At 69.6% G+C, this 22,826-nt stretch carries 25 protein-coding genes, 1 tRNA gene and 1 riboswitch; of the genes, 20 read left to right on the forward strand and 6 right to left on the reverse strand.

Annotation, left to right across the window (positions count from 1 at the left end; translation table 11 throughout):
• Window positions 1–137 precede the first annotated feature (137 nt).
• From ACFY6U_RS28190 to ACFY6U_RS28220, 7 genes are all read left to right on the forward strand, one after another.
• Window positions 138–1,586 (forward strand): amino acid permease, encoded by a 1,449-nt coding sequence (locus tag ACFY6U_RS28190; protein WP_390042633.1) that lies wholly within the window; start codon window positions 138–140, stop codon window positions 1,584–1,586.
• Window positions 1,587–1,717: 131 nt separating this feature from the next.
• Window positions 1,718–2,140 (forward strand): M67 family metallopeptidase, encoded by a 423-nt coding sequence (locus ACFY6U_RS28195; RefSeq protein WP_351501655.1) that lies wholly within the window; start codon window positions 1,718–1,720, stop codon window positions 2,138–2,140.
• Window positions 2,141–2,360: 220 nt separating this feature from the next.
• Window positions 2,361–2,456, forward strand: coding sequence for a putative leader peptide (locus ACFY6U_RS28200; RefSeq protein WP_345053128.1), 96 nt, complete (start codon window positions 2,361–2,363; stop codon window positions 2,454–2,456).
• An 85-nt stretch (window positions 2,457–2,541) separates the two neighbouring features.
• Window positions 2,542–2,820 carry a MoaD/ThiS family protein gene (locus tag ACFY6U_RS28205; protein WP_351720166.1) on the forward strand — a complete coding sequence of 93 codons (279 nt, stop codon included), beginning with the start codon at window positions 2,542–2,544 and terminating at the stop codon, window positions 2,818–2,820.
• A 7-nt stretch (window positions 2,821–2,827) separates the two neighbouring features.
• Window positions 2,828–3,778, forward strand: a complete 951-nt coding sequence (locus ACFY6U_RS28210; RefSeq protein WP_093502453.1) for a PLP-dependent cysteine synthase family protein — start codon at window positions 2,828–2,830, stop codon at window positions 3,776–3,778.
• 245 nt (window positions 3,779–4,023) lie between these two features.
• Window positions 4,024–6,096 carry a putative Ig domain-containing protein gene (locus tag ACFY6U_RS28215; protein WP_390042636.1) on the forward strand — a complete coding sequence of 691 codons (2,073 nt, stop codon included), beginning with the start codon at window positions 4,024–4,026 and terminating at the stop codon, window positions 6,094–6,096.
• Between the two features lie 122 nt (window positions 6,097–6,218).
• Entirely contained in the window at window positions 6,219–6,719 is a 501-nt protein-coding gene (locus tag ACFY6U_RS28220) for a hypothetical protein (RefSeq protein WP_390042638.1), read from the forward strand.
• A 7-nt stretch (window positions 6,720–6,726) separates the two neighbouring features.
• On the opposite strand, the gene ACFY6U_RS28225 is transcribed toward ACFY6U_RS28220, so the two are convergent.
• Window positions 6,727–7,182 (reverse strand): type II toxin-antitoxin system PemK/MazF family toxin, encoded by a 456-nt coding sequence (locus ACFY6U_RS28225; RefSeq protein ID WP_390042640.1) that lies wholly within the window; start codon window positions 7,180–7,182, stop codon window positions 6,727–6,729.
• A gap of 237 nt (window positions 7,183–7,419) precedes the next feature.
• Here ACFY6U_RS28225 and ACFY6U_RS28230 point away from each other — a divergent pair, with 237 nt between their 5' ends.
• A complete protein-coding gene (locus ACFY6U_RS28230; protein ID WP_390042642.1) occupies window positions 7,420–8,172 on the forward strand; it encodes an MBL fold metallo-hydrolase in 753 nt (250 codons plus the stop codon).
• Window positions 8,173–8,258: 86 nt separating this feature from the next.
• Here the strand turns inward: ACFY6U_RS28230 and ACFY6U_RS28235 are convergent, their stop codons facing one another.
• Entirely contained in the window at window positions 8,259–9,506 is a 1,248-nt protein-coding gene (locus ACFY6U_RS28235) for a PTS transporter subunit EIIC (protein WP_390042644.1), read from the reverse strand.
• 132 nt (window positions 9,507–9,638) lie between these two features.
• Complete coding sequence (locus ACFY6U_RS28240) at window positions 9,639–10,859, reverse strand: PTS transporter subunit EIIC (RefSeq protein ID WP_390042964.1); 1,221 nt, start codon at window positions 10,857–10,859, stop codon at window positions 9,639–9,641.
• Between the two features lie 247 nt (window positions 10,860–11,106).
• Between ACFY6U_RS28240 and ACFY6U_RS28245 the strand changes: the two genes are divergently transcribed.
• From ACFY6U_RS28245 to rdgB, 5 genes are all read left to right on the forward strand, one after another.
• Entirely contained in the window at window positions 11,107–11,340 is a 234-nt protein-coding gene (locus ACFY6U_RS28245; protein WP_390042646.1) for a glucose PTS transporter subunit EIIB, read from the forward strand.
• 73 nt (window positions 11,341–11,413) lie between these two features.
• A complete protein-coding gene (locus tag ACFY6U_RS28250; protein WP_390042648.1) occupies window positions 11,414–11,557 on the forward strand; it encodes a hypothetical protein in 144 nt (47 codons plus the stop codon).
• Window positions 11,558–11,746: 189 nt separating this feature from the next.
• A complete protein-coding gene (gene rph, locus ACFY6U_RS28255; RefSeq protein WP_390042650.1) occupies window positions 11,747–12,484 on the forward strand; it encodes a ribonuclease PH in 738 nt (245 codons plus the stop codon).
• Window positions 12,485–12,647: 163 nt separating this feature from the next.
• Entirely contained in the window at window positions 12,648–13,055 is a 408-nt protein-coding gene (locus tag ACFY6U_RS28260) for a hypothetical protein (protein WP_390042652.1), read from the forward strand.
• Window positions 13,056–13,088: 33 nt separating this feature from the next.
• On the forward strand, window positions 13,089–13,697 hold the full coding sequence (gene rdgB, locus ACFY6U_RS28265; RefSeq protein ID WP_390042653.1) for an RdgB/HAM1 family non-canonical purine NTP pyrophosphatase: 609 nt from the start codon (window positions 13,089–13,091) through the stop codon (window positions 13,695–13,697).
• A gap of 5 nt (window positions 13,698–13,702) precedes the next feature.
• Here rdgB and ACFY6U_RS28270 read toward each other — a convergent pair.
• Window positions 13,703–13,789 (reverse strand) — tRNA-Leu (locus ACFY6U_RS28270).
• A gap of 42 nt (window positions 13,790–13,831) precedes the next feature.
• A complete protein-coding gene (gene bcp / locus ACFY6U_RS28275; RefSeq protein WP_390042655.1) occupies window positions 13,832–14,299 on the reverse strand; it encodes a thioredoxin-dependent thiol peroxidase in 468 nt (155 codons plus the stop codon).
• A 104-nt stretch (window positions 14,300–14,403) separates the two neighbouring features.
• Between bcp and ACFY6U_RS28280 the strand changes: the two genes are divergently transcribed.
• The 3 genes from ACFY6U_RS28280 (at window position 14,404) to ACFY6U_RS28290 (ending at window position 15,610) form a co-directional block, all read left to right on the forward strand.
• The gene (locus ACFY6U_RS28280) at window positions 14,404–14,736 is read left to right on the forward strand and encodes a DUF3618 domain-containing protein (RefSeq protein ID WP_351490942.1); all 333 of its coding nucleotides are present in this window, start codon (window positions 14,404–14,406) and stop codon (window positions 14,734–14,736) included.
• A gap of 24 nt (window positions 14,737–14,760) precedes the next feature.
• The gene (locus ACFY6U_RS28285; RefSeq protein ID WP_093502483.1) at window positions 14,761–15,117 is read left to right on the forward strand and encodes a co-chaperone GroES; all 357 of its coding nucleotides are present in this window, start codon (window positions 14,761–14,763) and stop codon (window positions 15,115–15,117) included.
• A gap of 53 nt (window positions 15,118–15,170) precedes the next feature.
• Window positions 15,171–15,244, forward strand: a riboswitch (guanidine-III (ykkC-III) riboswitch).
• 45 nt (window positions 15,245–15,289) lie between these two features.
• The gene (locus ACFY6U_RS28290) at window positions 15,290–15,610 is read left to right on the forward strand and encodes a DMT family transporter (RefSeq protein WP_390042657.1); all 321 of its coding nucleotides are present in this window, start codon (window positions 15,290–15,292) and stop codon (window positions 15,608–15,610) included.
• A 21-nt stretch (window positions 15,611–15,631) separates the two neighbouring features.
• Here the strand turns inward: ACFY6U_RS28290 and ACFY6U_RS28295 are convergent, their stop codons facing one another.
• Window positions 15,632–17,956, reverse strand: a complete 2,325-nt coding sequence (locus ACFY6U_RS28295) for a transglycosylase domain-containing protein (RefSeq protein WP_390042966.1) — start codon at window positions 17,954–17,956, stop codon at window positions 15,632–15,634.
• A gap of 944 nt (window positions 17,957–18,900) precedes the next feature.
• Here ACFY6U_RS28295 and ACFY6U_RS28300 point away from each other — a divergent pair.
• The 4 genes from ACFY6U_RS28300 (at window position 18,901) to ACFY6U_RS28315 (ending at window position 22,332) form a co-directional block, all read left to right on the forward strand.
• Complete coding sequence (locus ACFY6U_RS28300) at window positions 18,901–19,686, forward strand: ABC transporter permease (protein ID WP_390042967.1); 786 nt, start codon at window positions 18,901–18,903, stop codon at window positions 19,684–19,686.
• 85 nt (window positions 19,687–19,771) lie between these two features.
• On the forward strand, window positions 19,772–20,536 hold the full coding sequence (locus ACFY6U_RS28305) for an ABC transporter permease (protein WP_390042969.1): 765 nt from the start codon (window positions 19,772–19,774) through the stop codon (window positions 20,534–20,536).
• A gap of 4 nt (window positions 20,537–20,540) precedes the next feature.
• The gene (locus ACFY6U_RS28310; protein WP_390042659.1) at window positions 20,541–21,548 is read left to right on the forward strand and encodes an ATP-binding cassette domain-containing protein; all 1,008 of its coding nucleotides are present in this window, start codon (window positions 20,541–20,543) and stop codon (window positions 21,546–21,548) included.
• Between the two features lie 40 nt (window positions 21,549–21,588).
• The gene (locus ACFY6U_RS28315) at window positions 21,589–22,332 is read left to right on the forward strand and encodes a DUF1707 domain-containing protein (protein WP_390042661.1); all 744 of its coding nucleotides are present in this window, start codon (window positions 21,589–21,591) and stop codon (window positions 22,330–22,332) included.
• Window positions 22,333–22,826: the final 494 nt, after the last annotated feature.

Below are 22,826 nucleotides of genomic sequence, written 5' to 3' on the forward strand. Positions count from 1 at the left end.
ACCCACGTGTACGTCCGGGTGCGCCACCGAACCGGCCACCACCGGTCAGGCACCGCTCCAGCAATCCGGGGGGATCGAAACCCGATCCGAGGCCGACGAGAGGCCCGGGTCGGCATGGAGAAAGGCGCACACCACACATGACCTCCGCTCAGGTCGACACGTCGGGGAATTCCGCGAATTCCCCGGAAGCCTCCGAAGAGGGGTACGAGCGCGGGCTCGGCAGCCGCCAGGTCCAGATGATCGCCATCGGCGGCGCCATCGGCGTCGGGCTCTTCCTGGGCGCCGGGGCGAACATCGCCAAGGCCGGCCCCAGCCTCATCCTCATGTACGCCCTCGCCGGCGGCATCATCTTCTTCATCATGCGGGCCCTCGGCGAGCTCCTGCTCTACCGTCCGGTCTCCGGCTCCTTCGCCGAGTACTCCCGGGAGTTCCTCGGCCCGTTCTTCGGCTACTTCACCGGCTGGACGTACTGGCTGATGTGGGTCGTCACCGGCATGGCCGAGCTGACGGCCGCCGCGATCTACGTGAACTACTGGTTCCCGCAGGTCCCGCAGTGGGTGACGGCCCTGGTCTTCCTGGTGGTCCTCTTCGGGGTCAACCTGATCTCCGTGAAGGTCTTCGGAGAGCTGGAGTTCTGGTTCTCCATGGTCAAGGTCACCGCCCTGATCGGCATGATCGTGATCGGTCTCGGCGTCCTCACCTTCGGCTTCAGCTCCGCCGGTGACACCGCGTCGGTCGCGAACCTCTACCAGTTCGACGGCTTCTTCCCCAAGGGCGTCGGCTCCTCCCTGATGACCCTTCAGGGCGTCATGTTCGCCTACCTCGCGGTCGAGCTGGTCGGCGTCACCGCCGGCGAGTCGGAGAACCCGGAGAAGACCCTCCCCAAGGCGATCAACACGCTCCCCTGGCGCATCGCCCTCTTCTACGTCGGCGCGCTCACCGTCATCCTGTGTGTCGTCAAGTGGACGGAGTTCGCCCCCGGCGTCTCCCCGTTCGTCGCCGCCTTCGCGAAGATCGGCATCCCGGCGGGCGCCGGCATCGTCAACTTCGTCGTACTGACCGCAGCCCTGTCCTCCTGCAACTCCGGCATGTACTCCACGGGCCGCATGCTGCGGAACCTGGCCGACAGCGGCGAGGCCCCGGCCGCCTTCCGCAAGCTGTCCGCGTCGAAGACCCCGGCGTTCGGCATCACCGTCTCGGTCCTCTTCATGGGCATCGGCGTGGTCCTCAACTACGTCGTCCCGGAGAAGGCGTTCGGCTACGTCACCTCGGTGGCCACCGCGGCCGGCATCTGGACCTGGCTGATGATCCTGATCAGCCACGTCCTCTACCGCCGCGCGGTCGACGCGGGCCGCCTGCCCGCGTCCTCCTTCCCGGCGCCGGGCGGCGCGGTGTGCAGCTGGATCGCCATCGCCTTCCTCCTCTTCGTCACCTGCCTGATCGCGTACGACGGCGACTCCCGGGTCTGCCTGTACGTGATGGCCGGCTGGGCGGCCGCGCTCGGCGTCGGCTGGCTGGTCCTGAAGAACCGCAACCCCGAGGTCGCCGAGCGCCGCGAGCCGGCACCGCTGGAGAAGGTGAACTGACCACCCTCCGGGACGCCCGCCGCGGGGAGCACTCGTGGCGCCCCCTGCGGCAGCCGCTCAGGGCGTCCGGCATCCGGGCCGTCCCGTACCACCCACCGGTACGGGGCGGCCCTTTGCTTATCCTGGCGAACATGCTGACCATCACCCAGGCCCTCGTCGACCAGATCGTCGCCCACGCGCGCAAGGACCACCCGGACGAGGCGTGCGGTGTCGTCGCCGGGCCGGCCGGCTCCGACCGCCCCGAACGCTTCATCCCCATGCTGAACGCGGCGATGTCCCCCACGTTCTACGAGTTCGACTCCGGTGACCTTCTCAAGCTGTACCGGGAGATGGACGACCGCGACGAGGAGCCGGTGGTCGTCTACCACTCCCACACGGCGACGGAGGCGTACCCCTCCCGCACCGACATCTCCTACGCCAACGAGCCCGGCGCCCACTACGTCCTGGTCTCCACCGCCGACACCGACGGCCTCGGCGACTTCCAGTTCCGCTCGTACCGCATCGTGGAGGGCGAGGTGACGGAGGAGGAGGTCAGGATCGTCGAGGCGTACTGACCAGAAGTTCGCCGCCGCAGCGGCGCTCGGCCGCGACGGCGGATTCCGGCGGTGCCGGACCGGCCGGTGGGCACCCGCGGGCCGGTGGGGGCCGGTCGCGCAGTTCCCCGCGCCCCTTCACGTCGGCCGCTGCCACCATCGTCTCAAAGTTCGGTCAGAATTCGTCCGGTATGTGGAATCACACTCCGGAAACGGTACCGGGAATCGATACGATGAGCCCATGGTTCTGAACGACGTGAGCGACAAGGCGCCGGGCATGCTGCTCGTGGCGCGGCTGCACGTCGACCTGTGCAGGCTGAACAGCGCCATCTGTTGACGTTCCCCTGCCGCCGTACGGCCGTGAGCCGCGGCGTGCCGCTGCGCGCCCACCCACCCAGACTTTCCGACAGGAGCCCTGAGCCATGGCCATCGAGGTCCGCATCCCGACCATCCTCCGCCAGTACACCGACGGTCAGAAGGCGGTGGAGGGCAGCGGTGACACCCTCGCCGACCTCTTCAACGACCTCGAGACCCGGCACGCCGGCATCCACGCCCGCATCGTGGACGACGGCAAGCTGCGCCGCTTCGTGAACGTGTACCTGAACGACGAGGACGTCCGTTTCGTCGACGGCATCAACACCAAGCTCACCGACGGCGACACCGTGACGATCCTGCCGGCGGTCGCCGGCGGCATGGCCTGAGATCGGCATGCGCTACGACTCCCCGTTGGCCGCGGTCGGCAACACCCCCCTGGTGCGCCTGCCGCGGCTCTCGCCGTCCGCCGAGGTCCGGATCTGGGCCAAGCTGGAGGACCGCAACCCGACCGGCTCGGTCAAGGACCGTCCCGCCCTGCACATGATCGAGCAGGCGGAGAAGGACGGCCGGCTCACTCCCGGCTGCACCATCCTGGAGCCGACGTCGGGCAACACCGGCATCTCGCTCGCCATGGCGGCCAAGCTCAAGGGCTACCGCATGGTGTGCGTGATGCCCGAGAACACCTCGCAGGAGCGCCGGGACCTGCTCGGGATGTGGGGCGCGGAGATCATCTCCAGCCCGGCCGCGGGCGGGTCCAACACCGCCGTACGGGTGGCCAAGGAGCTGTCCGCCGAGCATCCCGACTGGGTGATGCTCTACCAGTACGGCAACCCGGACAACGCCGGTGCGCACTACGCGACCACCGGTCCGGAGATCCTCGCCGACCTGCCGTCCGTCACGCACTTCGTCGCGGGGCTCGGGACGACCGGCACGCTGATGGGTGTCGGGCGGTATCTGCGCGAGCACAGGCCCGACGTGAAGATCGTCGCCGCCGAACCCCGGTACGACGACCTCGTGTACGGGCTCAGGAACCTCGACGAGGGCTTCGTGCCCGAGCTGTACGACGCCTCCGTGCTCACCACCCGCTACTCGGTCGGCTCCGCGGACGCCGTGACCCGGACCCGGGACCTGCTCCAGCAGGAGGGCATCTTCGCGGGCATCTCCACCGGTGCCGCGCTGCACGCGGCGATCGGCGTCGGGAAGAAGGCCGTACAGGCCGGCGAGAGCGCGGACATCGTGTTCGTCGTCGCCGACGGCGGCTGGAAGTACCTGTCGACCGGCGTGTACACCGCCGCCACGACCGAGGAAGCCATCGAGACCCTCCAGGGTCAGCTCTGGGCATAGCGCTCATCATGCACGCGCCAACCCCCCTCTATGAGGGGGCTAAGCGCTGCCTATGACGGAGCAAAGATCTTCGCCGGGGGGAACCGGTCCCCGGTGAACCCCGCTAGGTTCCTCACCGTCCTGTCATGCCACGCTCATCGGCATCCCAGGGTGTTCGAAGTGTCATGCTCATGACGCCGCACTCTGCCGCCGCTACGCGCGTCACGGGCCTGCCTTGTAACCCCACCGATGGAGGCAGTACCCCCATGCGTGAATCACGACGGAGCCTGCGAAGACTTCTGGCCTTCGCGTTCCCCGCCCTCGCCCTCGCCGTCTCCGGATTCGTCGCGGCACCGGCCGCACAGGCACAGGCACACACCGTCTCCCCCCGGGCCACCGCCCAGACCACCCGGGCCGCCCAGAACGCCAAGGCCCTGACCGACCCCGCCCGGCAGGCCGTGCACAGCACCGGCAAGGCCGGGCAGAAGGTGCCCACCAAGCACCTGTGCGCCACCGCCGCCAAGCCCGGTGAGGTCAACTGCTTCGCGCAGCGCCGCACCGACATCAAGCAGCAACTGGCCTCGGCACTCGCCGCCGCGCCCTCCGGCCTGAGCCCGACCAACCTGCACAGCGCCTACAACCTGCCCTCCACGGGCGGCTCCGGCCTGACCGTCGCCGTGGTCGACGCCTACAACGACCCGAACGCCGCCTCGGACCTCGCCACCTACCGCTCCACGTACGGCCTGTCGGCGTGCACCGTCGCCAACGGCTGCTTCAAGCAGGTCAGCCAGACCGGTTCGACGACCTCGCTGCCCACGAACGACTCCGGCTGGGCCGGCGAGGAAGCGCTCGACATCGACATGGTCAGCGCCGTCTGCCCGAACTGCAACATCATCCTCGTCGAGGCCAACTCCGCCACCGACTCCGACCTCGGCACCGCCGAGAACGAGGCCGTCGCGCTCGGCGCCAAGTTCGTCTCCAACAGCTGGGGCGGCTCCGAGTCCTCCTCCCAGACCAGCGAGGACACCTCCTACTTCAAGCACCCGGGCGTGGCGATCACCGTCTCCGCCGGTGACGAGGACTACGGCGCCGAGTACCCGGCGACCTCCCAGTACGTGACCGCCGTCGGCGGCACCGCGCTCTCCACCTCCTCCAGCACCCGCGGCTGGACCGAGTCCGTGTGGAAGACCAGCTCCTCCGAGGGCACCGGCTCCGGCTGCTCCGCCTACGACGCGAAGCCGAGCTGGCAGACCGACACCGGCTGCACCAAGCGCATGGAGTCCGACGTCTCCGCGGTCGCCGACCCGGCCACCGGCGTGGCGGTCTACGACACCTACGGCGGCTCCGGCTGGGCGGTCTACGGCGGCACCAGTGCCTCCTCGCCGATCATCGCCGGCGTCTACGCCCTCGCGGGCACCCCGGGCTCCAGCGACTACCCGGCGAAGTACCCCTACTCGCACACCAGCAACCTGTACGACGTCACCAGCGGCAACAACGGCTCCTGCTCGACGTCGTACTTCTGCACCGCCGGCACCGGCTACGACGGCCCGACCGGCTGGGGCACCCCGAACGGCACCACCGCCTTCGCCTCCGGCACCAGCACCGGCAACACGGTGACCGTCACCAACCCCGGCAGCCAGTCCACCGCCACCGGCAGCTCGGTCAGCCTCCAGATCTCGGCCTCCGACAGCGCGGGCGCGACCCTCACCTACAGCGCCTCCGGCCTGCCGACCGGCCTGTCCATCTCCAGCTCCACCGGCCTGATCTCCGGTACGGCGTCCACCGCGGGCACCTACAGCACCACCGTCACCGCGACCGACTCCACCGGCGCCTCCGGCTCGGCCTCCTTCACCTGGACCGTCAGCACCAGCGGCGGCGGCACCTGCACCTCCACGCAGTTGCTGGGCAACCCGGGCTTCGAGTCGGGCAACACCACCTGGACGGCGTCCAGCGGTGTCATCACCAACTCCAGCAGCGAGGCGGCCCACGCGGGCTCGTACAAGGCGTGGCTCGACGGCTACGGCTCCTCGCACACCGACACGCTGTCCCAGTCGGTGACGGTCCCGTCCGGCTGCACCGCCACCACGTTCACCTTCTACCTGCACATCGACACGGCCGAGACCACCACCAGCACCCAGTACGACAAGCTGACGGTCACTGCCGGTTCGACCACGCTGGCCACGTACTCCAACCTCAACGCGGCCTCCGGGTACGTGCAGAAGTCCTTCAGCCTCGGGTCCTACGCGGGCTCGACCGTCACCCTGAAGTTCAGCGGTGTCGAGGACTCCTCGCTCCAGACCAGCTTCGTCGTCGACGACACCGCCGTCACGACCGGCTGACCCCGCCCCTGAACTGACCGGATCCCGCACCCGGAAGCCGTCCGGGTGCGGGATCCGTATGACCGGGAGATACGTCATATCGGCACCAAGGGTCCGTTCCCCGACGGAAAGGCGGACACCCCATGCGCCGTACGACGTTCCACCGCACGTCGCTCGCCGCGGCGAGCCTGCTCCTGCTGGCGGCCTGCGGCTCGCAGAGCGGGGGCGACGACAAGGGCAGCGGCGCGGTGTCCCCGAAACCGACGCCGACCCCCACCTCGACACCGAGCCCCTCCGCCGGCGGCTCATCCGCCGGCTGCACGCCCCTGACCTCCGAACTCACCGCCGCCGACAGCGGCCGTACCTTCTGCCTGGCCCACGACGGCACCTTGCGGGTCACCCTGACCGGCTCCGAGCAGCGCCCCTGGAAGAAGATCGCCGAGGCCGGGGACACGGCCGCCCTCCAGGAGACCAACTACGGGATCATGCTCCGCGGCGGCGACGCCGGATCCGCCTACCGGGCGATGGCCGCCGGGACCGTCACCCTCTCCTCCACCCGCCCCCTGTGCGCCCAGCCCACCGCGCCCGGCGGGGTCTCCTGCAAGGGGATCGAGGAGTGGAGGGTCACCGTGCGGGTGAGCTGAGCCCGCCCTAGGCGAGGTGCCGCACCTGGTCCCACAGCACCGGGTCGACCACGCCCACCCGGCGCCGGAACTCCCACACCGCGATCTCGCGCAGCTCGTCCGTCTCCAGGAAGCTCGGCCGGCCCTGGGCGTCCCCGACCGAGCCCGGCGGCAGCGGGATCACCCCGGCGCGCTCGTCGTGGTACTTGCTGGTGATCTTCGCGATCGTCGCCCGGTTGCCGTGCACGGCCAGCACCAGGCACGGACGGTCCTTGGTGCCGGGACCGTCCTCGTAGGGCACGTTGGCCCACCAGATGTCCCCCGGACGGGGCCGTCCGGTCTGCGTGCGCGTGTCGCGCGGATGCCCCGGGGGGCGGGTGCGGTGTCCGCGCGGCCGGTGGCCTCTGCCCCAGCCGTCGACGAGCGTGGCGACCAGCGCCAGCAGGACGACTGCCGCGAGTGCGAGCCACCATGACGTGTCCATACGACGACGTTACCGGCGCGAGATAATCGATGCGCGCCCTTGCGCGATCCTTATGCGCCCCCGGTCCAGCCGAACCGGTGACACCACAGGTGAGTTCGCCCACAACGGCCCCTGGCGGAGGAGCGACCGGCTCTTTTGCGCCTTACGCTCGACAAACCGCACGACCCCCGTCATGCCCTTTTTCCCGACTCCAGTTCCCAGCGCATCTGGGTTTCCGCCAACGGAGGTTTCTGCTTCATGAAGCTCACCGTCGTCGGCTGCTCGGGGTCGTTCCCGTCCGCGGAATCGGCCTGTTCGAGCTACCTCGTAGAGGCCGACGGCTTCCGGCTGCTCCTCGACATGGGCAACGGCGCCCTGGGCGAGTTGCAGCGTCACTGCGGTCTCTACGACCTCGACGCGATCTTCCTGAGCCATCTGCACGCCGACCACTGCATCGACATGTGCGCCTACTTCGTGGCGCGCTACTACCGTCACGACGGCGGTCCGTGCCCACCGATCCCGGTCTACGGCCCCGAGGGCACCGAGCACCGGCTCACCACCGCCTACGCCGACACCCCCACCGCCTCCTCGATGAGCGAGGTGTTCGACTTCCACACGGTCAAGCCGTCCACGTTCGACGTCGGGCCCTTCACGGTCCACACCGAGCGGGTCCGCCACCCCGTGGAGGCGTACGGCATCCGCGTCGAGCACGCCGGGAAGTCCCTGACGTACTCCGGCGACACCGGCCTCACCCCGGTGCTGGAGGACCTGGCCCGGGACACCGACCTGTTCCTGTGCGAGGCCGCCTTCACGCACGGCAAGGAGAACATCCCGGACCTGCACCTCAACGGCCGCGAGGCCGGTGAGACCGCCGCCCGCGCCGGCGCCCGCCGCCTGGTTCTCACCCACATCCCGCCGTGGACCGACCCCGCCGTCAACCTCGCCGACGCCCGCGAGGTCTTCGACAACCCGGTGGAACTCGCGGCGCCGAGGGCGACGTACGAGATCTGACGCGCGTACGGCGTTCAGGGCCGTACGACGAGAAGGCCCCCGCAGCCGCCGGGCTGCGGGGGCCTTCGCCACACCGTGGAGGGGGCTCACGCCTTCGTGAGGTCCTCGATCTCCTCCTCGGGCTCGCGGCCCGGGGTGGGGAGGTTGAAGCGGATGATGGCGAAGCGGAAGACGAAGTAGTAGATCGCCGCGAACACCAGGCCGATCGGGATGATCAGCCAGGGCTTGGTCGCCAGGTTCCAGTTGAGTATGTAGTCGATGACACCCGCGGAGAAGGTGAAGCCCGCGTGCACCCCGAGTGCCCAGGTGATCGCCATGGACAGGGCGGTGAGCACCGCGTGGATCGCGTACAGCAGCGGCGCGATGAACATGAACGTGAACTCGATCGGCTCGGTCACACCGGTCACGAAGGAGGTCAGCGCCATCGACAGCATCATGCCCATCACGGCGGCGCGGCGCTCCGGGCGGGCGGTGTGCGCGATGGCGAGGGCGGCGGCCGGGAGGCCGAACATCATGATGGGGAAGAAGCCGGACATGAACTGACCGGCCGTCGGGTCACCGGCGAAGAAGCGGGTGAGGTCACCGTGGACGATCGTGCCGGACGCGGTCTTGTAGTCGCCGATCTGGAACCAGGAGACCGTGTTCACGAACTGGTGCATGCCGACCGGGATCAGCGCACGGTTGATCAGACCGAACAGACCGGCACCGAAGGCGCCGAGACCGGTGATCCACTTGCCGAAGTCGGAGATGCCGTCACCGATGGGCTTCCAGACCAGGCCGAAGAAGACACCCATGATCGTGCCGACGAAGGCCATGATGATCGGAACGAGCCGGCGGCCGTTGAAGAAGCCGAGCCAGTCCACCAGCTTGGTCCGGTGGAAGCGCTGCCAGACCACCGCGCCGAGCAGGCCCATCACCAGGCCGCCGAGCACACCGGGGTTGTTGTAGGTCGCGGCGATGTCGGCGCCCGCCTGGACCTTCGCGTCGGTGACGGGGAACGCGGTGAGCACGTTCTTGTAGACAAGGAAGCCGACCAGGGCGGCCAGTGCGGTGGAGCCGTCCGACTTCTTGGCGAAGCCGATCGCGACACCGACGCAGAACAGCAGCGGGAGGTTGTCGAAAATCGCGCCACCCGCAGTGGCGAACACCGCCGTGACCTTGTCCGGCAGGTGCAGCTTGTCGTGGATGTCCTGCTGGCCGAAGCGGAGCAGCAGGCCCGCCGCCGGCAGCACGGCGATGGGGAGCTGAAGGCTGCGGCCGATCTTCTGCAGGCCCTGGAAAAGACCGGATCCCCACTTCTTCGTGGGGGCCGCCGTCGCGGTGGCGGTTGTCATACTTCCTCCATCGGTGGTGGTCTACACCACTCAGTGGTGTAGACCTGTTGTACACGATGGGGGCGATATAAGGAACCCGTCAATTCCGCAACCGGAGCACTACGCGGTGTATGTCATTCGGCCACCGGCTGCTCAGGCCTCGGTGACGTCCTCCACCTCGTCCTCCGCTTCCCTGCCCGGGGTCTTCAGGTCGAACCGCGTGATGGCGAACCGGAAGATCACGTAGTAGACCGCCGCGAAGCACAGCCCGATCGGAACGATCGCCCAGGGCCGCGTCGCCAGCTTCCAGTTGATGACGTAGTCGATGAGCCCCGCCGAGAAACTGAACCCGTCGTGCACCCCCAGCCCCCACGTCACCGCCATCGACACCCCCGTCAGCACCGCGTGCGCCCCGTACAGCAACGGCGCGACGAACATGAACGAGTACTCGAGCGGCTCGGTGATGCCCGTCACGAACGACGTCAGCGCCACCGACAGCATCAGACCGCCGATCTCCTTGCGCCGGTGCGGCCGCGCACAGTGCGTCATGGCGAGCGCGGCGGCCGGCAGCGCGAACATCATGACCGGGAAGAACCCCGACGTGAACTGACCCGCGCTCGGATCACCCGCCAGGAACATGTTGATGTCGCCGTGCACCGTCTGCCCCTCGGGCGTGGTGTAACTGCCGAACTGGAACCAGATGGGCACGTTCAGGAACTGGTGCAGCCCCACCACCAGCAACGCCCGGTTCGCAAGCCCGAACACCCCCGCACCCCACGACCCCGCGTCCCGCAGCCAGTGACTGAAACTCTCCAGGCCGCCACCGACCGGCGGCCAGACCCACAGGCACAACGCGGCGAACGCGATGGCCACGAACGACATGATGATCGGGACCAGCCGCCGCCCGTTGAAGAACCCCAGCCAGTCCACCAGCCTCGTCCGGTGGTACCGCACCCAGAAGAACGCCGTCAGCAGCCCCAGCGCGATCCCGCCGAACACCCCCGGATTCTGGAACGTGAACGCCGACACCGACCCGTCGCGCACCTGGCACCCGATCCCCGGCAACGTCCTCGACCCGCCGGGACAGTCCTCCGGGAACTGGTGCAGCACCCCGTAATAGACGAGAAAGCCCGCCACCGCCGCCAGCGCCGTCGAACCGTCGGCCTTCCTCGCCATCCCGATCGCGACCCCGACGCAGAACAGCAACGGCAACCCGACCGAACCGTCGAGCAGTGCCCCGCCCGCCCCCTTCATCACCTTGGAGACCGCCGTCCAGCCCAGCCCCTGCTCACCGAACACGTCCGGCTGGCCCAGCCGGTTCAGGATCCCCGCCGCCGGCAGCACCGCGATCGGCAGCTGAAGACTGCGGCCCATCTTCTGCAGCCCCTGGAAGAGGGCGTGCCACCGTTCCCGCGCGGGACCGACCGTACTGTCGGCGCTCTCGGCACTCACGGGCGTCTCCTCCGGGGTTTGTCGACCGCCCACCAGCTGGTGTAGACCAGTCGACAGACGGTTCCGCCGCGCTGCTCGCCATCATTCGGCACGCGCGGTACGACCGCTCGCAAAGATGGGCCAACTGTGGGTTACTGCGACAAAGCGGTTCGGATCAGGGAGAAATGACATGGCCACCAAGGCAGAGAAGATCGTCGCCGGGCTCGGCGGACTCGACAACATCGAGGAGATCGAGGGCTGCATCACCCGCCTGCGCACCGAGGTGATCGACCCCGCAAAGGTCGACGAAGCCGCGCTGAAGGCCGCCGGCGCCCACGGGGTCGTCAAGATGGGCACCGCCATCCAGGTCGTCATCGGCACCGATGCCGACCCGATCGCCGCCGAGATCGAAGACATGATTTGACCGCTTCCCTCCCTGAAGGGGAAGGGAATTCCTGGCTCAGACAGCCTCCCGGAGCAGCGCTCCGGGAGGTCTTGTGTCCTCGACGCCAGCCGGGTTCAGACCCGTTGACTGGCTGACGGAGCCGGAGCTGCGGTCGGCCCTGCTGGAGTGGCGCTTCACCCCCGACAGCCACGAAGCCTTCAGCCGGTATCTCGCGTTCCGGACCGCGCAGTCCTGACCTTGCCCGCCTTTGCTTGCAATAAGCGCGGTAGATGCCAAGAGCGATGCAAATCTGACGACAGTTGTCATGTTCAGCAGTCCAGAAACCCCCTGGTCAGGGCGTCGGGTTGACGACAACTGGCTCGCTCCGGCTCACTCTCCCGCTGCGGGAGGGAGCCCTTCCGCGCAGACGACTAGGCTCGTCGCCATGTCTCGAATCGACGGCCGAACCCCCGAACAACTCCGCCCGATCACCATCGAACGCGGCTGGAGCAAGCACGCCGAGGGCTCCGTCCTCGTCTCCTTCGGCGACACCAAGGTCTTCTGCACCGCCTCCGTCACCGAAGGTGTCCCCCGCTGGCGCAAGGGCAGCGGCGAGGGCTGGGTCACCGCGGAGTACGCCATGCTCCCCCGCGCCACCAACACCCGCGGCGACCGCGAGTCCGTCAAGGGCAGGATCGGCGGCCGCACTCACGAGATCTCCCGCCTCATCGGCCGCTCCCTGCGCGCCGTCATCGACTACAAGGCCCTCGGCGAGAACACCGTCGTCCTCGACTGCGACGTCCTCCAGGCCGACGGCGGCACCCGCACCGCGGCCATCACCGGCTCCTACGTCGCCCTCGCCGACGCCATCACCTGGGCGAAGGAACGCAAGCTGATCAAGGCCGGCCGCCAGCCCCTCACCGGCACCGTCTCCGCCGTCTCCGTCGGCATCGTCGGCGGCGTCCCCCTCCTCGACCTCTGCTACGAGGAAGACGTCAAGGCCGAGACCGACATGAACGTCGTCTGCACCGGCGACGGCCGCTTCGTCGAGGTCCAGGGCACCGCCGAGGCCGAACCCTTCGCCCGCGACGAACTCAACGCCCTCCTCGACCTCGCCGTCGCCGGCTGCACCGACCTGGCCACGATCCAGCAGGCAGCACTCGACGAGGCACTCAAGAAGTAGCGGCAGTAGGAGCGGGAGAAGTAGCGGTCGAAGTAAAGGGAAGGGAAAAACCCGAGGTACGACGGGGCAACCCCGGCGGCCGACCCCGCGTCCCTATCAATACGGGCGCACGGCACGTACAACCGTGCGCCCGGCCAGCCGTACCACGGGGAGGGACACCACCATGGCCGCCAGCCGACGCCGAGGACGCCGTCGCGTCACCACCATCGCCGCCGCAGCCGCGACCGCCGCGCTCACCGCCGCCCTCCTCACCGGCTGCGACTCCGTCAACACGGCACTGGACTGCGTCCGCACCGCCGACTCCATCGCCGACAGCGTCACCGCCCTCCAACAGGCCGTGGAGAACGCCGCGAACGACCCCACCCGCACCGAGCCCTCCCTCGACTCCATCCAGCAGAACCTCAGGAAGATCGGCGACAAGACCGACGACGCCGACGTCAACAAGGCGGTCGACCACCTCCAGCAGGCCGTCGACAACGTCCGCACGGCCGTCAGGAACGGCGACTCCACCCCCGACGTCACCCCGGTCACCGACGCGGCCGGTGAACTGACCAAGGTCTGCACGCCGTAAGGCGCCGCCCCGGCCCTTGCGATACTGCTGGGCATGACGACCCGCCTGATCCTCGCCACCCGCAACGCCGGAAAGATCACCGAGCTGCACTCGATCCTCGCGGAGGCGGGACTGCCCCACGAACTGGTGGGCGCGGACGCGTACCCCGAGATCCCCGACGTCAAGGAAACAGGCGTCACCTTCGCCGAGAACGCGTTGCTGAAGGCCCACGCCCTCGCCCAGGCCACCGGCCTCCCCGCCGTCGCCGACGACTCCGGCCTCTGCGTCGACGTCCTGAACGGCGCCCCCGGCATCTTCTCCGCCCGCTGGGCCGGCCGCCACGGAGACGACAAGGCCAACCTCGACTTGCTGCTCGCCCAGCTCGCGGACATCGCCGAGGAGCACCGGGGCGCCCACTTCGCCTGCGCGGCGGCCCTCGCGCTGCCCGACGGGCGCGAGCGGGTGGTCGAGGGCCAGCTCCGGGGCGTCCTGCGCCACACCCCCACTGGCACAAACGGCTTCGGCTACGACCCGATCCTCCAGCCGGAGGGGGAGACGCGGACCTGCGCGGAACTGACCCCCGCCGAGAAGAACGCGATCAGCCATCGGGGGAAGGCGTTCCGGGCGCTGGTGCCGGTGGTGCGGGAGCTGATCGGCGAGTGACGAGCTGGTGCGGCCGGAGGGACTCGAACCCTCACGGGAGTTACCCCACTGGGACCTAAACCCAGCGTGACTGCCAATTCCACCACGGCCGCCCGAAGATGCTGCCCGGCCATGCTAGCGGCCGGGCAGCAGGGTCAGATGCCCAGATCCTTGATGATCTTGGCCACGTGGCCGGTGGCGCGGACGTTGTAGAGGGCCTTCTCCACCTTGCCCTGCTCGTCCACGATGATCGTGGAGCGGATGACGCCCAGGTAGGTCCTGCCGTAGTTCATCTTCTCGCCGAAGGCGCCGTACGCGTCGAGGACCTTCTTGTCGGGGTCGGCGAGGAGGGTGACCTTGAGGTTCTCCTTCTCGCGGAACTTGCCGAGTTTCTCCGGGGCGTCGGGGGAGATGCCGAGGACGTCGTAGCCGGCGTCGGCGAGGAGGGAGAGGTTGTCCGTGAAGTCGCACGCCTGCTTCGTGCAGCCTGGGGTGAGGGCCGCGGGGTAGAAGTAGACGATGACCTTGCGGCCCTTGTGGGCGGAGAGGGACACCTCGTTGCCGTCGGCGTCGGGGAGGGTGAAGTCGGGGGCTACGTCCCCGGGCTGGAGTCGCTCGCTCATCGGTCTAGCGTAACGGGGGGTCCTGGCCGTGCGGCGGCGGCGAGAGCTGACAGACTGTCCAGAACAGGCAGTACGGCAGTACGGCAGACTTCGGAGGGCCTACGGTGGCGGAGACGTCGGACACCAGAACCCCGGCGCAGATCGAGGCGGACATCAAGCGCCGCCGCGAGGTGCTGGCCGAGACGCTGGACGAGATCGGGGTGCGGGTGCATCCGAAGACCATCGTCGGCGATGCGAAGGCCAAGGTCGCGGCCAACGTCGATCACACGCTCGGGCGGGCCTACGTCCAGGTCAACCGGGTGGTGAGCGATGTGAAGGCCCAGTTCGTGGACGAGGAGGGCGCGCCGCGGCTGGAGCGGGTCGTGCCGGTCGCGCTCGTCGCCGTGGGCGTGGTCGGGCTGCTGGTCTTCAGCGGTACCCGACGGCGTAAGAGCTGATCAGAGGCAGGTAGGTTCACAGGCGTGAGCGCCAAGAGAGACGAGCAGAGCAGCCAGCACGACAAGCTGCCCATCCGGATGCTGCACGACCGGGTCCTGGTGAAGCAGGAGACCGGGGAGGGCGAGCGACGGTCCGGCGGGGGCATCCTGATCCCCGCCACGGCGGCCGTCGGGCGCCGGCTGGCCTGGGCCGAGGTGGTCGCGGTCGGGCAGAACGTGCGCACGGTGGAGCCCGGCGACCGGGTGCTGTACGACCCGGAGGACCGTGCCGAGGTCGAGGTGCGGGGGGTGGCGTACGTGCTGATGCGGGAGCGCGACCTGCACGCCGTGGCCGCCGACCGGTTCGAGGGCTCGGAGGACTCGACCGGCCTGTATCTCTGATTCAGAGGCTTGGAGGGGCCTGGTGGCTTTGGTCACCAGGCCTCTTTGTCATTCCTTTGCTACCTTCGAAGGAGCCAGCCCGACGAGACGCGCCGTACCGGGACCGTGAAGGCAAAGACGACGCACCCCCGTTGTCAGCGATACGTCAGCGATACGTCTCGGAGGTGCCGTCATGGCCTGGGTTCTGCTTTTCGTCGCCGGTCTGCTCGAGGTCGGGTGGTCCGTGGGGATGAAGTACACGGACGGCTTCACCCGGCCCCTGCCCAGTCTGCTCACCGGCGGCGGGATCGTCGCCAGCATGCTGCTGCTGTCGCACGCCGCGCGGACGCTCCCCATCGGTACCGCCTACGGCGTGTGGGTGGGGATCGGGGCGGCGGGGGCGGCGGTGTTCGGGATGGTGGGGCTGGGGGAGCCGGCCACCGCCGCCCGGATCTTCTTCGTGTGCCTGCTGCTGGTCGCCGTGGTGGGGCTCAAGGCGACCAGCGGTCATTGACCAGCAGGCATTGACCAGCGGTCATTGGACGAACCCGAACCCTCCTCCGCCCCCGTCGCCCGCTGTCGTGCCGGTACTGGTGCCGGTGTCGGTGCCCGCCGTCGTCCCGGTACTGGTGCCGGCGGTCGTGGTCCCGGTGGAGGTGCCGGAGTCGGTGCCCGCCGTCGTCGTACCGGAGTCGGTGCCGGCGGTCGTCGTACCGGACGTGGTGGTGCCGGCGGTGGTGGAACCGTCCGTCGTGCCGCCGTCCGTGGTGCCGGCGGTAGTGGTGCCGGTGGTGCCGCCGTTGTCCTGGCCGCCGTCGGTGGTGCCGCCGTTGTCCTGGTTCCCGCCGGTGGTGCCGCCGTTGTCCTGGCCGCCGGTGCCCGGGGTGGCCGTGCTCTGGGTGGGCGGGGCCACGGTCTCGGCGCCGGCCTGGAGGTCCAGGTCGAAGTCGGACGCCGTGGTGCCCTTCAGGGCGTCCTTGGTGTACTGCGCCCAGATCTCGGTCGGGGCCCCGCCGCCGTTGATGCGCTCCAGGCCGAGCGCGCCGTAGAGCGACTTGTGGGCGGCCGTGACCGGGTCCTGGCCCATCACGGAGACGACGGTGGAGAGGTCGGGGGTGTAGCCCGCGAACCAGGCGGCGGTGTCCTCCTCGGCGGTGCCGGTCTTGCCGGCCGCCGGGCGGCCCGCGGCCTGGGCGGCGGTGGCGGTGCCGTTGTCGACCACGCTCTGCAGGACGGAGGTGGTGGTGTCGGCGGCCTGCCGGCTGACGGCCTGGGTGGTCTTGGACTCCGGCAGCCTGATGTCCTCCGTGCCGTCCCTGGTGATCTTCTCGACCATGGTGTACGTGCCGTGCTTGCCGTGGTTGGCGAGCGTGGCGTAGGCCTCCGCCATGTCGAGGACGCTGGCGGTGGCGGTGCCGAGGGCGATCGACGGGTACGGCTGGAGGTCCTTGGTGTCGGCGGGGATGCCCAGGCCGACGGCGGTCTGCTTGACCTTGGACGGGCCGACGTCGACGGCCATCTGCGCGTACACCGAGTTCACGGAGAGGTCGGTGGCCTTGCGGACGGTGATCTGGCCGTACGACTTCTCGTCCTCGTTCTCCGGTGCGTAGGCGCCGCCGGGCCAGCCCTGGACGGTGCGCTTGTTGGTGCCGTCGTAGTAGGTGTTCGGGGTGATGGTCTGCCCGGACTGGGTGGTGGAGCCGTTGTCGACGGCGGAGGCGAAGACGAACGGCTTGAAGGTGGAGCCGACCTGGAAGTCACCGCGGGTCGCGCCGTTGGTGTACTGCTTCACGTAGTCGATGCCGCCGTACATGGCGACGACCTTGCCGGTCTTCGGGTCGACGGAGGCGCCGCCGGCCCGCACGTAGTTGTCCACCTTGTTGTTCTTGCTCAGCTTCGACATCAGCTTGTCGTCGACCGCCTTGACGAAGGCGTTCTGCCGGCTCTTCTGCAGGGTGGTGGTGATGCGGTAGCCGCCGGCCTCCAGGGAGTCCGAGTCGACGATCTTGTTCTTGATCAGGTAGTCGTTGACCGCGTTGACGATGTAGCCGCGCTGTCCCGACATACCGGTGGAGACGGTCTGCTCCTTGGGCATCGGGAACTTCATGGTGGCCCTCTTGGACTCGCTGAGCCAGCCCTTCTTGACCATGCCGTCGAGGACGTAGTTCCAGCGGGCGACCGCGGCCGCCTTGTTCTCGGGGTGGGCGACGACGTCGTACTCGCTCGGCGCGTTCACGAGCGCGGCGAGGTAGGCGGCGCGGGCCGGGTCGAGGTCGATGGCGTCCTTGCCGTAGTAGGCCTGGGCGGCGGCCTGGATGCCGTAGGCGTTGCGGCCGAAGTAGCTGGTGTTGAGGTAGCCCTCCAGGATCTGGTCCTTGGAGTCGGTGCGGTCCAGCTTGACCGAGATGAAGAACTCCTTCACCTTGCGGGTGACGGTCTGCTCCTGGGCGAGGTAGTAGTTCTTCACGTACTGCTGGGTGATCGTGGAGCCGGACTGGGTGCCCTTGCCGGTCGCGGTGTTCCACGCGGCGCGCAGCATCGCCTTGGGGTCGACGGCGGACTCGGTGTAGAAGTCGCGGTCCTCGGCGGCGAGCACGGCGTGCTGGGCGTCCACGGAGACCTGGGAGAGGTCCACGTTCTCCCGGTTGACCTCGCCGTCGCGGGCGAGCTGGGAGCCGTCGGCGTACAGGTACACGTTGGACTGCTTGGTGGCGAACGTGTTGGCCGCCGGGATCTTCACCATCGAGTAGCCGAGGAAGAACAGGCCGATCAGCAGCAGTACCCCGAGCACGAAGGTGCCGAGCAGCATCCGCCAGGTGGGGATGATCCGCCGCCAACCGGTCCGCTTGGGCCGCTTCATCTTCTTCCCGCCCCCCGTCGTCTGCGCGTCGGCCGCGGGCGGCTCGGCGCCCGGCGGTACCGCCCCGCCCGGCGGTACCGCCCCGGCCGGCGTGACCGCGGCGGCAGGCGTGACCGCGGCGGGTGCCGGCGCCTTCGGCGGCCTGACCGCCGTGAGCTGCCGCGTCTGCGTGTCCTGCCCGTCCTGCCCGTCCTGCCCGCCTTGCGGGTTCTGCCGGCCGTGCGGGTTCTGCCGGACCTGCGGGTTCTGCCGGTCCCCGGCCGCCGCCGGCGGTCGTGCCGTCGGCACCCTGACCGCGGCGAGCTGCCGCGTCTGCGTGTCCTCGGCCGCCACCCGCCGCTCCGCCTTCGCCGTCCCGTCCGCCGCGGACGACTCCGCGCCGGACGGGTCCGTGCCGGGCGACTGCGCGCCGGACGGCTTCCTGCCCGACGGGTCCGTGCCGGGCGACGCCGTGCCGGACGGCTGCGTGCCGGGCGACGCCGTGCCGGGCGACTGCGTGCCGGACGGCTGTGTGCCCGTCGGCTGCGTGCCGGGCGACGCCGTGCCCGTCGGCTGCGTGCCGGGTGCCTCCGTCGTCGTCTTCTCGGCCGCCGCGGGCGGCTCCGGCTGCTTCGTCCCGGCCGTCGGCTGCGCCGGGATCTTCTTCCCCTCGGCCGCAGCCGGCGGCTCCGTCGGGCCTCCGCCGCCCTGGTTCGGCTGTTGCGGCTGCGGCTCGTCGCTCATGTCGTGCACGGACTCCTGTTTCGCGTCGTACATTCGTTCCCGTACGACCTCGTACGCTTCTGCGCCCCCTGTTGAAGACTCTCGCACCGCGCGTTCCGTTCCCGGATTCCGGCACGCTTCGGTCACGGAAATTGCGTGGCCTGCGGTGTCGTCGGCGCAGTAGGCTCCTGCGCTTCGGTGTCGGGCGGTCCGGGAGGTCGGTTGGCGTGGGCGCGGGACGGTTGTACACGGCCGTCGCTGCGGGGGGTTTCCGACGGTACGCGACGTATCGGGCGGCCACCGCCGCCGGGGTGTTCACGAACACGGCCTTCGGGATCATCCTCGTCTACACGTACTTGGCGCTGTGGGACGAGAAACCGCACCTCGGAGGCTATGACCAGGCACAGGCGGTGACCTATGTGTGGCTCGGGCAGTGCCTGTACGCGACGCTCGCGATCCAGGGCGGGGGCGTGGAAAAAGACCTGATGGAGCGTATCCGTACGGGCGCGATCGCGATCGACCTGTACCGTCCGGCCGATCTTCAAATATGGTGGCTGGCGACCGATTTGGGCCGCTCGCTGTTCCAGATGCTGGGACGGGGCGTGATCCCCTTCCTGGTCGGCGCGGTGTTCTTCCCGATGGCGCTGCCCGCGGACGCCGGCACCTGGGCCGCCTTCCTGGTCGCGCTGTTCCTCGCGATGCTCGTCAGCTTCGGTATCCGCTACCTGGTCGCGCTGAGCGCGTTCTGGCTGATGGACGGCATGGGCGCCAACCAGGTGATGATGATCGCGGGGATCTTCTTCTCGGGCATGACCCTGCCGCTGAACGTCTTCCCGGGCGCCCTGGGCGAGGTGGTGCGCGTCCTGCCCTGGGCGGCGCAGATCCAGATGCCCGCGGACGTGCTGATGGGCGAGACCGGGGTGGCGGGGGCGCTCGCCTTCCAGGCCGGGTGGGCGGTGGTGCTGCTGGCGGCGGGGCGCCTGCTGCAGTCGGCGGCGACGCGACGGGTGGTGGTGCAGGGTGGGTGAGCGTGCCCTGGACGGGGGGCGCGGTTGGCGCGGGGCTGGGGAGCGGACCCGGGAGGGGCTGCGGGCGTACCGGCTGATCGCCGGGATGTGGATCCGCTCCATGATGATCTACCGCACCTCCTTCGCCCTGACGATGGCCGGGAACCTGCTGGTGACCGGGCTGGACTTCGCCACGATCCTGCTGATGTTCACGCGGGTCCACTCGCTCGGCGGCTGGTCGCTTCCCGAGATCTGTCTCCTGTACGGGCTGTCGGCGACCGCGTTCGGCGTCGCCGACCTGGTGCTGGGCTCGATGGACGTGCTGGGCGCCCGGATCCGCGACGGCTCCTTCGACACCCTGCTGGTCCGGCCGGCGCCGGTGCTCGCGCAGATCGGCGCCGACCGTTTCGCGCTGCGCCGCCTGGGCCGGATCACCCAGGGCGCGGTGGTGCTGGGCTGGGCGCTGGTCTCCGTGGACGTCGCGTGGACGCCGGCGAAGGTGCTGCTGGTCCCGCTGATACTGGCCGGCGGCGCGGCGATCTTCTGCGCGCTGTTCGTGGCGGGCGCGGCCTTCCAGTTCCTGGCGCAGGACGCGGCGGAGGTGCAGAACGCGTTCACGTACGGCGGTACGACGCTGCTCCAGTACCCGCCGACGGTGTTCGGGAAGGACTTCGTGCGCGGGGTGACGTTCATGCTGCCGCTGGCCTTCGTCAACTGGGTGCCGGCCGCGTACGTGCTGGGGCGGCCGTATCCGCTGCCGCTGCCGGCGTGGACGGCGTGGTCGACACCGCTGGTCGCGCTGGGGTGCTGCGTACTGGCGGGCGCGGCGTGGCGGGTGGGCCTCAGGTCGTATCGAAGCACGGGGAGTTGATCCGATGTCGGACGTGTTCAGCGAGATCGCCGGGGTGGCCGAGGCCGCCGAGGTGTTCATCGAGGTCGCCGGGGTGGAGAAGGTCTTCGAGGTCCGGAAGAAGACCGGCTTCCTGAAACGGGAACGCCGGCAGGTGCGGGCGGTCGACTCGCTCTCCTTCACGGTGGCGCGGGGCGAGATGGTCGGCTACATCGGCCCGAACGGCGCCGGGAAGTCGACCACGATCAAGATGCTGACGGGCATCCTCACCCCGAGCGGCGGCCGGCTCCGGGTGGCCGGCATCGACCCGTCCCGCGAGCGCACCCGCCTGGCCCACCGCATCGGCGTGGTCTTCGGGCAGCGGACGACCCTGTGGTGGGACCTCCCCCTCATCGACTCCTACCGCCTGATGCACCGCATGTACCGCATCCCGGACGCCCGTTACCGCGAGAACCTGGACCGCCTGGTCGAACTCCTCTCCCTGGACACCCTCCTGGACGTCCCGGTACGGCAACTCTCCCTCGGCCAGCGGATGCGCGGCGACATCGTGGCCGCACTCCTGCACGACCCCGACGTCCTCTATCTCGACGAGCCGACGATCGGCCTGGACGTGATCTCGAAGGCCAGGGTCCGCGACTTCCTCCGCGAACTGAACACCGAGCGCGGCACCACGGTCCTGCTCACCACCCACGACCTCCAGGACATCGAGCAGTTGTGCTCCCGCGTGATGGTCATCGACCACGGGCGGCTGATGTACGACGGTCCGCTCGCCGGCCTGCACGAGGCCGGGGAGAGCGAGCGCACCCTCGTGGTCGACCTGGAGCGGGAGCTTCCGCCGATCGACGCCGGCCCGGCGGCTCGGGTGGTGAAGGTGGAGGGGCCGAGGCAGTGGCTGGCGTTCCCGGCGTCGGAGTCGGCGGCGCCGCTGGTGGCGAGGATCGCGGCCGAGTACCCGCTGGCCGACCTGTCGGTCCGGGAGCCGGACATCGAGGCGGTGATCGCGAAGATGTACGCGGACAGGGCCACCGCCTAGCCCCGTAGTCCCCGGCGCCGCGAACTCGTAGTCTGCCTCTATGACCGAGGATGCCCCGGAGCTGCGCGCCTCCGACGCCGATCGTGAACGAGTCGCCGAGATCCTGCGGGACGCCCTCGCCGAGGGGCGGCTCGACATGGAGGAGTTCGAGGAGCGGCTGGAGGCGACGTACAAGGCCCGTACGTACGGCGAGCTGACGCCGATCACCAGGGACCTGCCCGCGACACCGGCCGTGTCACTCACCAAGCCCGCGCTGCAGGACGGCACTTGGGGTCACCGGATCGTCGGCGGCGAGGGCACCTCCTCCTGGGCGGTGGCCGTGATGTCCGGCTTCCAGCGCAAGGGGCGCTGGACGGTCCCGAGGCGCTTCAACTCCCTCGCGTTCTGGGGCGGCGGCGAGATCGACCTGCGCGAGGCGAACTTCGCGGACGGCGAGGTCGTGATCAACTGCATCGCGATCATGGGCGGGATCAGCGTGATCGTGCCGCCGGGCGTCGAGGTGGTGATGCGCGGCATCGGCATCATGGGCGGCTTCGACGAACGCGAGCACGACATGTCACCGGACCCGGCCGCCCCGAGGGTGGTGGTGACGGGCTTCGCGTTCTGGGGCGGAGTCGAGGTCGCCCACAAGGTCACGAAGGCGGAACGCCAGCGCCTCAGGGAAGAACGCCGCCAGGAGCACCTCGACCGCAGGTCGGCCCGCCAAGAACTCCACGCCGCCCGCCAGGAGTGGCACCACCAGCGCCGCGAGGAGCGTGACCGCCGGAGGCACGGGGACTACTGAGGGGGCGGCGGGACAGCCGCCCCAGGGGCGCGGGGAACTGCGCGACCAGCCCCCACCGGCCCGCAGGTGACCACTGCCCGGTCCGGCACCGCCGGATTCCGCCGTCGTGGCCGTGCGCCGTTGCGGCGGGGTGCAGGGTGGCGTCCGGGCATGGGGGAGCGGCGGGGTGCAGGCGCTGCGGAGGTGCGCCGGGGCGTTTCGAGTGGCGGTGGGGCAGCCGACGTAAAGGGGCGCGGGGAACTGCGCGACGAGCCCCCACCGGCCCGCAGGTGACCACTGCCTGGTCCGGCACCGCCGGATTCCGCCGTCGTGGCCGTGCGCCGTTGCGGCGGGGTGTGGGGAGCGACGGGGCGTAGGGCAGCGGTGGAGTGGGCCGCTGGAATTTTCGGGGGGACAGGTGGTGGGAACTCTTGTTTCCGTCCGGGAGTAGGTCAGGTAGGGACAATGGGTGCGGGATCACCGTGAGGGTGGTGCCGGGTGCGAACGGGTGGAGC

Source organism: Streptomyces sp. NPDC013157 (assembly GCF_042899865.1).
Classification (GTDB): Bacteria; Actinomycetota; Actinomycetes; order Streptomycetales; family Streptomycetaceae; genus Streptomyces.